Genomic DNA, 15,023 nt, shown 5'->3' with positions numbered 1-15,023 from the left:
TGCCTTCCATGAATTATTACAATTATAAAGGTCGGCACCTACTTTTGAGGTAAGTTTTAATACTTATCTTATTACTGATATCCGAAATGGGATAGATAGTTTTTCCAATAATGATAGGTATGAAAATAATGATAAAGAATAAACAACGTGAGTTGATTAGCTTACTAGTCAGTTGTCAAAATACCTACAAAAGCAGCGCTAAACTTGCAGCAGAATTATCATTATCTGATCGAACAGTACGTACTTATCTTAAAGACTTAAAGAGCTTAATTGAAAAAAATGGTGGTGTAATTGTTAGTAAGCAAGGATATGGATATCAATTAGAAATCAAAGATAGAACGGCCTTTAATTTATTTTTAATTGAACACCATTTTCTTGAACACAAGGATGAACAAGCAAATATACGAGAGGTCAGTGAAAGAAAACACTATATCCTCAATTTACTTTTATTAGAATGTCAAAAGATAGATGTAGAAGTCTTATCTGAACAGCTATTTATCAGTACTTCCCAACTTAATAAAGATATCTTAGAAATAAAAAATCAGTTACAACCTTTTGAACTTACACTCAAGAAAAATAAATCATTAATTTACGTTGATGGTGCCGAAAAAGCGAAGCGCCATTTTATTATGAGTTATTTTTTTCATGAAGAATCAACCAACTTTTTACAACGCCTCACCTCATTTAATAAATTTAGTGATGCAATTAGCTTTGATACTTTAACAATTATCATCATTGATGAATGTCGAGAATCTCAAATAAAACTATCCGACGTGATGATGCAAAATATTGTGTTGCATCTTTCATTAACTATTAAGCGTCTGCAATTAGGACTCTCAATTCAAAATTTAAATATGCCAGAGTCCACGAAAAACACCTTGGAATATCAAGTTGCCAAAAAGATTATGGATAGAGTGGAATCGGTAATTGGATTTCACTTTCCAAAAGAAGAACAGATGTACCTTACTTTACATCTGATGAGTAAATCAAACTTTATTCAACAAGATTTAGATTCTGAATTGAGTTTATCTGTTAATGATTTACTCATTACCATCCAAAAAGAGACGGGTTATCTCTTCTTAAAAGACGATCAATTGAAACAGGGTTTAATTCAGCATTTAAAACCGATGATAGTCCGATTAGAACAGAATATTAAACTTGAAAACCCGTTACTTGATGAAATCAAAAGTAATAATCCAGAATTATTTGCATTAGTGAAACGATATTTTAGTCAACTAGCCAATTTACGCAAATTTGCTATTAATGATGATGAATGGGGATATTTAACACTACATTTCTTAGCATCCATGGAAAAACTGAGAAACGATCAAAAGGCTAAAGTGTTAATTATTTGTGCTACAGGTATGGGTAGCGCTCTATTGCTTAAAAATCGCGTCGAAAGTGAATTTGATGAACGGGTTAAAATTGTTGCGACCCGAGGTTATTATGAAATAGGACCAGAAATGTTAAGTGAAATTGATTTCATTATTTCTTCGGTTGATTTGTCTTCGAAAGTATTTAAAGTTCCCGTATTTCATGTTTCAGTCTTTTTAACTGAAGATGATGTACAAAAGATTCGACACTATCTATCATCACGTAACATGTTCATTTGCGCTTGTAAGGATCCTTTATCCGCTTTACCTACACTAAAGTCTGATGACTATTTACATCATATTGAACAAGTTGTTGATGATTTAGTGGCGGGTAATTTCTGTCGCTGCCGTAAATCGCAAACCAAACAACAAGTTTTAGATCATTTGCTAGAACTTTTATCTGTCAACGAAACAGAGCATTATAAAAAAGAGATGATACAGCAGATGCAAAATAGAATGGTTCTAGGTGAAATATTTTTCAGTTCGGCCATTGTTGTTCCGCATCCCGCGATGCCTGTCGGTAAATTGTCTAAGATGGGCGTTGCGATTATTCCTGATGGTCTATATTGGGACGATTGTTATCCCAAAGTATATTTTATTTTTATTATTTCTCCATCCATTTACCAAAATCCAAATTTAGCCATGATGACAAAAGCGGTTGTTAATTTGATCGACGATTTAGAAATGCAGAACAGCTTGTTGAAATGTCAAAATTTTGCTGAATTCAAATCACTTTTTATCAAACTTATTGAAAAAGGAGTATAGCAATGAATGAGAAGATGAATTCCGAGGAAATTCAATTAATTGCTTTTAACATTATATTGCATAGTGGTAATGCCAAAATGCAAATTCATAGTGCATTTAAGGCGATGCGAGAAGCTGATTTTAATACTGCTAATCAACTACTTGAAGATGCTAATCAAGAAATATTATTAGCGCATCAATCACAGACCGAACTTTTACAAAGTTATGCCAATGGCACAAAGATTGAAATGGAAATTATTATGGTTCATGCACAAGATCATTTAATGACGACGATGACACTTCGTGAAATGGCCATTGAAATGTCCTATTTATATGAACAAAATCATAAATTGTCCGCCACTTTAAGAGGATAATCCATGAGTAAATTGCTGACAAACGAGCTAAAAATGCATAATAAATTAAGCTTGACGAATCTCTATTTTAATCGGTTCTTAGCAGTTCGTTATAGCACAGCATTTTTCCTATTTTTGAATCTCTATTGGGCTGTATTTTTAGCTGGTTCATTATCAATTGCGGTTATTCTACCACTGTTTTTATTCATTCTAGCTATTTTAACGGCGTTTGAGCAGATTAAGCTATATCGTAAACACAGTAATCACTTACCCTATGCTCGCTTTTTTTACCGTTCTTTAATGATCGTTTGTATTATGTTGATGATTGCGCTGTATAGTCCTTTATATCATTTCTTCTTTCCATTTTTAAAAAATAATCAAAATGTTTTAAATGTAATGACAGTATTATTGTTAGTAAGTTTGTTAATTACTTTCTTAATGCTCAAAAAGTTAAATAAGATTCTACGTAATGAGGATAAGCATTTCAAAAGAATCCAAGCTTACGAAGACATCATTAATTAAGTGAGGAAAATAAAATGAATCCCGGATTTGTGTTTTTACAAAAGTATTTGATGACACCAATGGCCAAAATATCGCAATTTAAGATTGTTCGCGCGGTAATGGCGGCAGGAATGGCATCCGTTCCATTTTCAATTGTTGGCTCTATGTTTTTGGTTTTCAATACGTTACCGTCGACCTTTACTGGTCTAGAAGGTTTTTTCCAGGATACCGTTTTTAGAGTTAGTAATTTATATATGATTGCTAATACCGCAACAATTGGTATCTTAGCACTTTATTTCAATTTTGTTGTTGGGTATGAACTAACTAAAATTGAAGCAGATGAAACAGGATTAAAAGTTAATGCACTTAATGGTGCTATGCTATCTGTTTTTGCTTTCTTTATGACCATTCCTGAACTCGTTATGGAAAATGGTTATATGGTATTATTAAATGCACATGATAAATTTTTATATAATGGTGTACATTTAGAACCTTTCGTTTTACGGTTAGGTACGTCTGGTATATTCATTGCCATTGTAATGGCAATTTTGGCAACTAAACTCTATTGTATGTGTGTTAGAAGAAATTGGGTTGTTAAGATGCCAGAAACTGTACCATTAGGTGTTTCTCGCTCTTTCACTGCTTTAATTCCAACGTTTGTTATTGCCTTCACGGTAATCATTATAAATGGAATTTTCGTCTATTTAGGTACCGACATTTTTAATATAATCAGTATTCCATTCTCATTTGTGACGGAATTAACCAAGAGTTGGTTGGGTGTTATGGTTATTCTCTTTTTAATCCATGCTTTATGGGTAGTGGGTATTCATGGTGCAAGTATCATCGGTGCATTTATTACGCCAATTATGTTAGTTAATATGAATGAGAATATTAGTACAGGTGCGCAAATTCCGTTTGCCGGAGAATTCAATAATTCATTTGCCATAATTGGTGGGTCAGGTTCAACATTGTTAATGACATTTTTCATTGCATTTTTTGCTAGATCTAGCCAACTAAAAATACTTGGTCGGGCTTCAGTTGTTCCGGCAATATTCAATATTAACGAACCTATCATTTTTGGTATGCCAATTGTTTATAATCCATACTTAGCACTTCCTTTCTTTCTTGCACCTATGGCAGCAGGAACATTAGGTTATTTTGCTATTAATACAGGCTTCATTCAACCTATTATTGCCTTAATTCCTTGGCCATCTCCAATGGGATTAGGTGCTTTTATTAGTACAGGGGGAGACTACAAAGCAATTTTTGTTGCTATATTTGCAGCCATTTTAGCATTGTTAATCTATCTGCCTTTTGTCAAAGTTTATGATAGTAAACTCTACAAAGAAGAACAAAGCAAGCCAGTCACAGATGCGGTAATGGAATAATCATTTCTGCTTAGTCTTAAATAAAGCGCTACATGATTTTAGAAGTAGCGCTTATATTGCAAATGTAATGAAACGTGCATTCAAAAAATCAATTTTTTGTTATTGTTAAAATTCAAGTCATAAACTAGGATGCTATTGCATACCTAAATGATTTGTTTTTATTCAGAGTAATACCATGTATGAAATATGACACTAATATCTATTTTTTTAAATGAATATCTTCAGATGTTTGAGTAAAGAATTTTTATATAGTAATTAGTAATCGGAACAAGATTGGATTCGCGAACTTAAAAAATATTAAGCTACATTAATAAGGGAACAAAAAAGAGTCATCTATTAAAGCGACTCTTTTTTGATAATATTGAATATTATTTCTATCATTACTTCATAATAAATTAATTATTCTATCTTAGTTTAATAAACCACTTATCATCGACTTTAATTACAGGAACGCTTTCTTTTTTTAAAAAACCATCTTTAAATTCTAGTTTAAGTTGAACTGAAGCTAATGTTTCTGAGTCGGGTAAAAAAACAGTTTCATTAATTTCGACTTTATCTAATCCTTTATGTTGTTGAGTAAATTCCTTTGCTTTATCCGCCATTAATTGGATTAATTTAATTTCATTTTCTCCCATATCATATAATTGTTCCTTAATTTCATTTCCATTACCTTGATAGAAATTAGTGATAAATTTTTCAGCAACTTTATCGGGTGTACTATTTTTATCGGGTGAACATGCTGTTACTAAAAATGCTAATAAAAAAACGCCTATTAATTTATATATTAATTTCATTGTTAATATCCCCTTTATTATTTAATTATCCAATTCAATTATCGTTTTTATGTAGATTTATATTAAAAGGGTAATAATACTTTAGAACTGTATACTTTTAAAGCAGTTTTCCAAACGAATTATTTCATCATAATTGCTATTTTTAAAAAATTTAATAACAATCTAAATCAAAAAATATATAACTTATTAATATTTAATTGATTTTTTGTTATAACTATTTTTTAGATATTTTCTAGATTAGGCTTTTAAAATTATTGATTTGTTTTATAAAAGCGCCTAGCTTATTAAGATTGTTTTACTTATATATTGTAGAAATATAAGAATAATTCAATTAACAAATAACTTTAAAAAATGTGTAGCAATAAAACAAAAGATTATTACGGTTATTATGGAATAACTAGCAGATAGGATAATATTGCTGTAGATGGCTCACAGTTATAGTTTTACCTGCTTGATTCATTTAAATAGACAAAATCAAATCATTTAAACGACGGTTTCAGACTTAAATAATTTTGTTTGTTGATCTAAAAAACTTAATAAATCTGGCATGCGATATTTACCAGCCATTAATTTTATATTTGCAGCTGCATCCTCTAATGGAGTTCCTATTGCAGTAATATACAGTGGATGTTTACTTTCACCACGAACTACTTCAATCAAATATGGACTATTTCCAGCAAAAGGTTTTTTAGCCACGCCAATAATAGGTATTGATTTATTTAAACTATTATAAAGATGACCGCCTAAACCCATTTTTCCTTCTGCCAACTGAACATATCCATCAATCACAATGACTGAAACAGATGATAAATCAATTTTCTTTAATAACGACATAATGCAGGGTAACTCACGACGATAAAATTGACCAGATTGGTAAGGTTCAATGTTATCTTGATAATCAGAAATGACTGCATTAATATCAGACTTTGTGTCCGTCCAATATTCAAATAATATGCCGACAGTTTTAGCTCTATTTTCAATATAGTAAACATCAATTGCAAGTATCATTTGTATTAATTTCCTTTTATAAAAATACCTAATTACATTTATTAATTATAACCTCAATTCATCAGGTAAAAGCATTTGAAAGTAGTCAACTCTACCATCAGTAAACGTTATTTTTATATTGCTATTTTGTTGTAAATCAAATAAAGCAAGTGCTTGTGCCCGATATTGTTGTTTTTGTTTTTCAGCATGGACTAAATCTGTTTGGTTTAGAGAGTCTACTTGATATTTTAGTGTTTTCAATGAAGTTAATTTAGCTAGCCTAGCAATAGTTAAAAGATCAAAATTTACAAAACATAATTCTAAATCTTTAATCTGATTTAAGAGTCCCAGATCTAACCATTGATTAAATAGTGTATTCTCTATAGACCAGATAGATAGATTGTCGGCAAAAATATTCTGTTTTGCTAGTAAATCATCAAAGGTTTTAAAACTAAGCTCTAAATCATCGCGAGGGACTAAGAGGGATACATAAGCAAAATCATCTTCAATTGTTACACGGTTAATCTGTTCTTTATCATTGAAGAGTAACTTTAAGTAACCAGTATGGTTAGTGTCTTGAAAATCTAGATAGCGGGACTCAATTCTTTTTAATGAATTATTTTCCCATTGCAAAGACCATTCTCTATCACCCGTGGTTTCAGTAATATCAATATGTTTTTCTTCGTATTTTTTTAATCTACCCGTACCGTCAGGATAAAAACTGATATCTTTTACAATCCAACCATTAATACAAAGTGCTTCACCAGATACAAATCCTGCAAAATAATCATAAAATAAACCAGTAAATGGCTTACCAAGATAAGTATAAGGAATATCATTCATCACATAGTCAAAATCTCCACTATGGACAAGTTCAGAATCCACTTTTACCATACCGTTAGTTTCAAAAAAGCCATAATCTCGACTGCCAGTAATCTCGCCGTCGGTTATTTCATAGACTTGATAGAGCTGATTATTGCGATGATCGTACGCCTCGCCAGTAAATAAAATGTCATTATAAAAGTAGTAATTACTACGATTTTCTAGTTGATTGAGTTCTATTCTGACTATCATGATTTTTTATTCTTGTTTTGGAAGCTGTTGTTTTAACTCATCAGGTAAATACGTTTGAAAGAAGTCAACTCTACCATCTGTAAACGTTATTTTTATGTTGCTATTTTGTTGCAAGGCAAATAAAGCAAGTGCTTGTGCCCGATATTGTTGTTCTTCAGCATGGACTAAATCTGTTGGGTATAACGAAGATTCTTGATAGTTTAGCCTTTCTAAAGAAGATAATTTAATCAATCTAGCAATAGTTGAAAGTTCAATTTTTGTTTTATATAACTCTAATTGCTTAACTTGATTTAAGAGTCCTTGATCTAACCATTGATTAAAGAGTGCATCTTCGATAAACCAGATAGATAGATTGTCGGCAAAAATATTCTGTTTTGCTAGTAAATCATCAAAGGTTTTAAAACTAAGCTCTAAATCATCGCGAGGGACTAAGAGGGATACATAAGCAAAATCATCTTCAATTGTTACACGGTTAATCTGTTCTTTATCATTGAAGAGTAACTTTAAGTAACCAGTATGGTTAGTGTCTTGAAAATCTAGATAGCGGGACTCAATTCTTTTTAATGAATTATTTTCCCATTGCAAAGACCATTCTCTATCACCCGTGGTTTCAGTAATATCAATATGTTTTTCTTCGTATTTTCTTAACCTACCCGTACCGTCAGGATAAAAACTGATATCTTTTACAATCCAACCATTAATACAAAGTGCTTCACCAGATACAAATCCTGCAAAATAATCATAAAATAAACCAGTAAATGGCTTACCAAGATAAGTATAAGGAATATCATTCATCACATAGTCAAAATCTCCACTATGGACAAGTTCAGAATCCACTTTTACCATACCGTTAGTTTCAAAAAAGCCATAATCTCGACTGCCAGTAATCTCGCCGTCGGTTATTTCATAGACTTGATAGAGCTGATTATCGCGATGATCGTACGCCTCGCCAGTAAATAAAATGTCATTATAAAAGTAATAATTACTACGATTTTCTAATTGATTGAGTTCTATTCTGACTATCATGATTTTTTATTCTTGTTTTGGAAGCTGTTGTTTTAACTCATCAGGTAAATACGTTTGAAAGAAGTCAACTCTACCATCTGTAAACGTTATTTTTATGTTGCTATTTTGTTGCAAGGCAAATAAAGCAAGTGCTTGTGCCCGATATTGTTGTTCTTCAGCATGGACTAAATCTGTTGGGTATAACGAAGATTCTTGATAGTTTAGCCTTTCTAAAGAAGATAATTTAATCAATCTAGCAATAGTTGAAAGTTCAATTTTTGTTTTATATAACTCTAATTGCTTAACTTGATTTAAGAGTCCTTGATCTAACCATTGATTAAAGAGTGCATCTTCGATAAACCAGATAGATAGATTGTCGGCAAAAATATTCTGTTTTGCTAGTAAATCATCAAAGGTTTTAAAACTAAGCTCTAAATCATCGCGAGGGACTAAGAGGGATACATAAGCAAAATCATCTTCAATTGTTACACGGTTAATCTGTTCTTTATCATTGAAGAGTAACTTTAAGTAACCAGTATGGTTAGTGTCTTGAAAATCTAGATAGCGGGACTCAATTCTTTTTAATGAATTATTTTCCCATTGCAAAGACCATTCTCTATCACCCGTGGTTTCAGTAATATCAATATGTTTTTCTTCGTATTTTCTTAACCTACCCGTACCGTCAGGATAAAAACTGATATCTTTTACAATCCAACCATTAATACAAAGTGCTTCACCAGATACAAATCCTGCAAAATAATCATAAAATAAACCAGTAAATGGCTTACCAAGATAAGTATAAGGAATATCATTCATCACATAGTCAAAATCTCCACTATGGACAAGTTCAGAATCCACTTTTACCATACCGTTAGTTTCAAAAAAGCCATAATCTCGACTGCCAGTAATCTCGCCGTCGGTTATTTCATAGACTTGATAGAGCTGATTATTGCGATGATCGTACGCCTCGCCAGTAAATAAAATGTCATTATAAAAGTAGTAATTACTACGATTTTCTAGTTGATTGAGTTCTATTCTGACTATCATGATTTTTTATTCTTGTTTAGGAAGCCGATGCTTCAAGTCATTTGGTAAATATTTTTCTAAAATATTTTCATCATCATCAACTAAAATAACATGAATAGAACAACTCTCTTTTAATGAATAAAGTGCTGATGCTAATTCAGTGAAGCGTTGTTTTTGTAGTTTAATTGATAAAGGGTCATCATCTTCATAAATTTTTGATTCTGATATCTTTAATTCTTGCAAAGATTGTAACTTCTGTATTTTGGTTAAAGTTAATGGTTTTACTTGAGTGTGATATAACTCTAATTGCTTAACTTGATTTAAGAGTCCTTGATCTAACCATTGATTAAAAAGTGCATCTTCGATAGACCAGATAGATAGATTATCGGCAAAAATATTCTGCTTTGCTAGTAAATCATTAAAGGTTTTAAAATCAATCTCCAAATCATCGCGAGGAACTAAGTATGATACATAAGCATAATCACCTTTTATATTTACATGTTGAATTTGATTTTGATCATTAAAAAACAATACTAATTCACCTGTATGATGTGTGTCTTGATAATCTAAATAACGTGATTCAATTCTTTTAAATGAATTATTTTCCGACTCCAAATACCAAGTTCTATCGCCTGTAGTTTCGGTGGGGTCAATATCATTTTTTTCATAAAGTCTTATTCTGCCGGTTCCATCAGGATAAAAACTGATATGTTCAATTAACCAACTATTAATAAATATTGCTTCAGACAAAACAAAACCAAATCTGTATTCATACATAACACCAGTAAATGGTTGACCTTGGAAATAATAAGGTAATTGATTCATCTCATAATCAAAATTCTCACCACTTTGTAACAAATCGTAATCGACTTTAATCATACCGTTAGTTTCAAAAAAACCATAATCTCGACTGCCAGTAATCTCGCCGTCGGTTATTTCATAGACTTGATAGAGCTGATTATCGCGATGATCGTACGCCTCGCCAGTAAATAAAATGTCATTATAAAAGTAATAATTACTACGATTTTCTAGTTGATTGAGTTCTATTCTGACTATCATGATTTTTTATTCTTCTTTAGTAAGCTGATGCTTTAAGTCATTTGGTAAATATTTTTCTAAAATATTTTCATCATCATCAACTAAAATAACATGAATAGAACAACTCTCTTTTAATGAATAAAGTGCTGATGCTAATTCAGTGAAGCGTTGTTTTTGTAGTTTAATTGATAAAGGGTCATCATCTTCATAAATTTTTGATTCTGATATCTTTAATTCTTGCAAAGATTGTAACTTCTGTATTTTTGTTAAAGTTAATGGTTTTACTTGAGTGTGATATAACTCTAATTGCTTAACTTGATTTAAGAGTCCTTGATCTAACCATTGATTAAAGAGTGCATCTTCGATAGACCAGATAGATAGATTGTCGGCAAAAATATTCTGTTTTGCTAGTAAATCATCAAAGGTTTTAAAACCAAGTTCTAAATCATCGCGAGGGACTAAGAGGGATACATAAGCAAAATCATCTTCAATAATGACACGGTTAATCTGTTCTTTATCATTGAAGAGTAACTTTAAGTAACCCGTATGGTTAGTGTCTTGATAATCTAAATAACGTGATTCAATTCTTTTAAATGAATTATTTTCCGACTCCAAATACCAAGTTCTATCGCCTGTAGTTTCGGTGGGGTCAATATCATTTTTTTCATAAAGTCTTATTCTGCCGGTTCCATCAGGATAAAAACTGATATGTTCAATTAACCAACTATTAATAAATATTGCTTCAGACAAAACAAAACCAAATCTGTATTCATACATAACACCAGTAAATGGTTGACCTTGGAAATAATAAGGTAATTGATTCATCTCATAATCAAAATTCTCACCACTTTGTAACAAATCGTAATCGACTTTAATCATACCGTTAGTTTCAAAAAAACCATAATCTCGACTGCCAGTAATCTCGCCGTCGGTTATTTCATAGACTTGATAGAGCTGATTATCGCGATGATCGTACGCCTCGCCAGTAAATAAAATGTCATTATAAAAGTAATAATTACTACGATTTTCTAATTGATTGAGTTCCATTCTGACTATCATGATTGTTATTCTTGTTTAGGAAGCTGCTGTTTTAACTCATCGGGTAAAAAAGCTTGAAAGTAGTCAACTCTACCATCAGTAAACGTTATTTTTATATTGCTATTTTGTTGTAAAGCAAATAAAGCAAGTGCTTGTGCTCGATATTGTTGTTTTTGTTTTTCAGCATGGACTAAATCCGTTTGGTATAACGAAGATTCTTGATAGTTTAGTCTTTCTAAAGAAGGTAATTTAATCAATCTAGCAATAGTTGAAAGTTCAATTTTTGTTTTATATAACTCTAATTGCTTAACTTGATTTAAGAGTCCTTGATCTAACCATTGATTAAAGAGTGCATCTTCGATAGACCAGATAGATAGATTGTCGGCAAAAATATTCTGCTTTGCTAGTAAATCATTAAAGGTTTTAAAATCAATCTCCAAATCATCGCGAGGAACTAAGCATGATACATAAGCATAATCACCTTTTATAATCACTTGTTGAATTTGATTTTGATCATTAAAAAACAATTCTAATTCACCTGTATGATGTGTGTCTTGATAATCTAAATAACGTGATTCAATTCTTTTAAATGAATTATTTTCCCATTGCAAAGACCATTCTCTATCACCCGTGGTTTCAGTAATATCAATATGTTTTTCTTCGTATATTCTTAATCTACCCGTACCGTCAGGATAAAAACTGATATATTTTACAATCCAACCATTAATACAAAGTGCTTCACCAGATACAAATCCTGCAAAATAATCATAAAATAAACCAGTAAATGGCTTACCAAGATAAGTATAAGGAATATCATTCATCACATAGTCAAAATCTCCACTATGGACAAGTTCAGAATCCACTTTTACCATACCGTTAGTTTCAAAAAAGCCATAATCTCGACTGCCAGTAATCTCGCCGTCGGTTATTTCATAGACTTGATAGAGCTGATTATCGCGATGATCGTACGCCTCGCCAGTAAATAAAATGTCATTATAAAAGTAATAATTACTACGATTTTCTAATTGATTGAGTTCTATTCTGACTATCATATTATTAACTCCTTAATCTTTTAATCATCAACGCGGCCAGTAGGAATACTAATTCCTTTTGATTTAGAGAGAATACCGCTACAGTGTCGACAGGCAGGAAAGGCTTTTCCTTGTTCGTATTCGGTTAAACGAATAGTATTGACTTCAATTTTATCCAGATAAGCTTCAACATTTTTCCCTTTAGCCTCTAATTGCTGAAATACGTTATTAGTGGATAAAACTTCGGCATGCATTCCCGGTAACCCATCAATTATACGAAACTGTTGATGATTAGCAAGAAACTCTCTGATTAACCGTTCGGTAGTTGGATGCATATCAGTGAAACCGAAAGGTACACTGGAATAGAGACCATGGGACTTCCTATAAGATTCTTTCAATAAATTCATATATTTTTCAACATCAATAAATCTATAATAAGTATTATCAATTGCTTCAATAACCCCAACTTCTGGTTTTTTTAAAATTTTATAATTTGGTATTTGGAGATTATAAAAATTAGCTTGTGAAACTATTCCTTCTACTTCGCAACGAGTTTGAGCTAAGGCTACACGTTTTTTAATTTCACTAGGATTCATCTTACTATTTTTTAGTGTATTCAACTCATCTTCTAATTCTTGCAGCCCCTTTTTCTTAGTCGCATGATTAGTATAAACCGTAGTTTTGCTTTCAGGTTCATTTGTATTGGCTTTTCTTTTACCTGCATCTAAATTGGTGGTATTTGAAGGTTCACTAGACGTTAATGAAGATAATTTTTTACCTTCGATTAAATTAGATTGAAGTAACTTTTCAAAAAATTCACCTCCATTTATTATGGAACGTTGCTCTACACTTTCTTTGTGCCATTTCGGTAAATAAATGGCAGAAAATGTTTTCTTTACCCCGTTATCATCCACTTGTGCTGTAACTATTTGAGTTAATTTTTCATCTTTTATTTTTGGTTTTAAATTCTCAATATCATTAACCAGATTCGTTATCATTTTATTGTTAGTTTCTATTATATTGTTCGCCTCCATTTTATTGGTTTCTGGTGGCGTTTTTGTATTTGGTTTATTTGATAATGAGTCTTCAATATCGACTTTATTGAAAGCTTTTTTGCCAGATATATATTGATCAACTTCTTCCAAACTCATCATAATTTGAGAAGAAGATGTTTCATTTTTTAATGCTGTAAGATTTTTTTTGTTACCGTGAATATTAACAGTAATTAACACACCATCAATGACACCACGTGAAAGAAGTGCCGATATCTTGGATAATTTGATATCTGCTGGTATCTCTTTGTTATTCATTACTGAATAAATCGCTAATGCTAATTCTTCGGTCATCAAGATACCTTGTAATGAATCCGCACTTATTTGACCTATAAGTGTGATTTTTACCACCTGTTTTTGACTAATATTGGTTAAGGTTAGTGCTTTACTAGCCCATTTTGTTCCTGCAGATAACGTGCCAGCGGAAAATGCATTGGCAATAATGGTTAAAGTATCTAGTGAATCATCTCTCCAATTACCAAAGCCTTCACTATGACGATCAGCTATATTGATTACCGCGGAAGTAGTCGAAGCAGCCATAGAAGTCCATATTAGTCCAGACACAACTCTTGAACCGGGCACTGGAGCAACTAATGTTACGATACCAGCAACAATTATCGCCGCAATTGCTAATGTATTGAGAAAATCAGAAAGGGTATCCAAATCACTCTTTCCATCGGTTTCAAATTCTATTTTGATAAGACGGGTGGGAGTAACAATTATTGGTGGTAAATGAGCTTCACCTTCTATCTTTATGGTTTCTTCTACTTCTACTTTATCTTTTTCATTGTCCTCTATTGGTCTTTTATTGTTTTCATACTGTATTCTTCCTTTCATAATTCCTTCAGGATATCGATTCTCATTATCCCAACTGTTTATCGCATCTCTGATTGCGTCTTCCTCATTATCACCCTTACCAACATATACGCCACAAGCTATGCGTTCTAATGGATTAGTCCAATCAATCAAATATGCTTCTTTATCATAACAAAAACAACCGACTCTTAATGATATAGATTCAGCATCACCATAAAAGCTCGCAATATGTTTAACGCTTACAGAAATAAAATTATCACGACAATCATTTGGTATTTTATCAAGTAAAAATTTAAGTTTTTCTTTAAATTTTTCAAGTAATTCCATCCGATTTTGATAAGCTTTTTCATCTTCATCTGAGAGTTGTTGATGTTTTTCTTCTCTTCGCGTCCATTCAATCTGTTCGGATAAATTTTTATAAAATATGAATGGATTTTCTGATTCCTCAAAAGTATTTGACGAATAGGCAACTGTTTGCTTAGCATTAATTACATTTTGAATATGTTCAACATATTCTGTATTGTTCGCATATTTTATTTCACAAACAATTTTGTGTTGACCTTCAATACTCCATTTGGCTTCGTTCCATTCAAGTGAATTTCGGGGGCCGTTAACCGGTTTCGCCAGATATTTGTCATGATTTCTGTATGAAATATGGTTATAACAAATCCATGATGCTCGAATGTGTTCAAGTGCAGGTGCGTTAGGATTGATCCTTTGTAAGGAAAACGACATGATTTTGCCACGTATTACATTAGTTAAATTTGGCTTAGCTAAAATCTTATAATTTTGCATGGTTATTC

The 15,023-nt window shown here is 31.7% G+C and carries 13 protein-coding genes; 4 read left to right on the top strand and 9 right to left on the bottom strand.

Features of this window, described 5'->3' with window-relative positions:
- The first annotated feature begins 128 nt into the window (after nucleotides 1-128).
- The 4 genes from FPB0191_RS08925 to celB are packed head-to-tail and all read left to right on the top strand — an operon-like array spanning nucleotide 129 to nucleotide 4,359.
- Nucleotides 129-2,138 carry a BglG family transcription antiterminator gene (locus tag FPB0191_RS08925; protein ID WP_039105447.1) on the top strand — a complete coding sequence of 670 codons (2,010 nt, stop codon included), beginning with the start codon at nucleotides 129-131 and terminating at the stop codon, nucleotides 2,136-2,138.
- A gap of 2 nt (nucleotides 2,139-2,140) precedes the next feature.
- Nucleotides 2,141-2,491 (top strand): PTS cellobiose transporter subunit IIA, encoded by a 351-nt coding sequence (locus tag FPB0191_RS08920; RefSeq protein ID WP_173405095.1) that lies wholly within the window; start codon nucleotides 2,141-2,143, stop codon nucleotides 2,489-2,491.
- 33 nt (nucleotides 2,492-2,524) lie between these two features.
- Complete coding sequence (locus tag FPB0191_RS08915) at nucleotides 2,525-2,992, top strand: hypothetical protein (protein WP_146202383.1); 468 nt, start codon at nucleotides 2,525-2,527, stop codon at nucleotides 2,990-2,992.
- Between the two features lie 14 nt (nucleotides 2,993-3,006).
- Nucleotides 3,007-4,359, top strand: a complete 1,353-nt coding sequence (celB, locus tag FPB0191_RS08910) for a PTS cellobiose transporter subunit IIC (RefSeq protein WP_039105444.1) — start codon at nucleotides 3,007-3,009, stop codon at nucleotides 4,357-4,359.
- 404 nt (nucleotides 4,360-4,763) lie between these two features.
- On the opposite strand, the gene FPB0191_RS08905 is transcribed toward celB, so the two are convergent.
- From FPB0191_RS08905 to FPB0191_RS08865, 9 genes are all read right to left on the bottom strand, one after another.
- The gene (locus FPB0191_RS08905; protein ID WP_039105442.1) at nucleotides 4,764-5,153 is read right to left on the bottom strand and encodes a DUF4878 domain-containing protein; all 390 of its coding nucleotides are present in this window, start codon (nucleotides 5,151-5,153) and stop codon (nucleotides 4,764-4,766) included.
- A 483-nt stretch (nucleotides 5,154-5,636) separates the two neighbouring features.
- Nucleotides 5,637-6,161 carry an endonuclease V gene (locus FPB0191_RS08900; RefSeq protein WP_039105440.1) on the bottom strand — a complete coding sequence of 175 codons (525 nt, stop codon included), beginning with the start codon at nucleotides 6,159-6,161 and terminating at the stop codon, nucleotides 5,637-5,639.
- Between the two features lie 45 nt (nucleotides 6,162-6,206).
- Nucleotides 6,207-7,214 (bottom strand): hypothetical protein, encoded by a 1,008-nt coding sequence (locus FPB0191_RS08895; protein ID WP_039105438.1) that lies wholly within the window; start codon nucleotides 7,212-7,214, stop codon nucleotides 6,207-6,209.
- A 6-nt stretch (nucleotides 7,215-7,220) separates the two neighbouring features.
- Complete coding sequence (locus tag FPB0191_RS08890; protein ID WP_039105436.1) at nucleotides 7,221-8,240, bottom strand: hypothetical protein; 1,020 nt, start codon at nucleotides 8,238-8,240, stop codon at nucleotides 7,221-7,223.
- Nucleotides 8,241-8,246: 6 nt separating this feature from the next.
- Nucleotides 8,247-9,266, bottom strand: a complete 1,020-nt coding sequence (locus FPB0191_RS08885; protein WP_039105434.1) for a hypothetical protein — start codon at nucleotides 9,264-9,266, stop codon at nucleotides 8,247-8,249.
- 6 nt (nucleotides 9,267-9,272) lie between these two features.
- On the bottom strand, nucleotides 9,273-10,304 hold the full coding sequence (locus FPB0191_RS08880; protein WP_039105433.1) for a hypothetical protein: 1,032 nt from the start codon (nucleotides 10,302-10,304) through the stop codon (nucleotides 9,273-9,275).
- Between the two features lie 6 nt (nucleotides 10,305-10,310).
- A complete protein-coding gene (locus FPB0191_RS08875; protein ID WP_162485175.1) occupies nucleotides 10,311-11,342 on the bottom strand; it encodes a hypothetical protein in 1,032 nt (343 codons plus the stop codon).
- A 5-nt stretch (nucleotides 11,343-11,347) separates the two neighbouring features.
- Nucleotides 11,348-12,373, bottom strand: coding sequence for a hypothetical protein (locus tag FPB0191_RS08870; RefSeq protein ID WP_039105429.1), 1,026 nt, complete (start codon nucleotides 12,371-12,373; stop codon nucleotides 11,348-11,350).
- A 20-nt stretch (nucleotides 12,374-12,393) separates the two neighbouring features.
- On the bottom strand, nucleotides 12,394-15,015 hold the full coding sequence (locus FPB0191_RS08865) for a YwqJ-related putative deaminase (protein ID WP_039105427.1): 2,622 nt from the start codon (nucleotides 15,013-15,015) through the stop codon (nucleotides 12,394-12,396).
- Nucleotides 15,016-15,023 lie beyond the last annotated feature (8 nt).

Origin of the sequence: Frischella perrara (assembly GCF_000807275.1) — a bacterium.
Lineage (GTDB): Bacteria > Pseudomonadota > Gammaproteobacteria > Enterobacterales > Orbaceae > Frischella > Frischella perrara.
The sequence above is the reverse complement of the archived record's forward strand: the minus strand, read 5'-3'. Positions and strand labels throughout refer to the sequence as shown.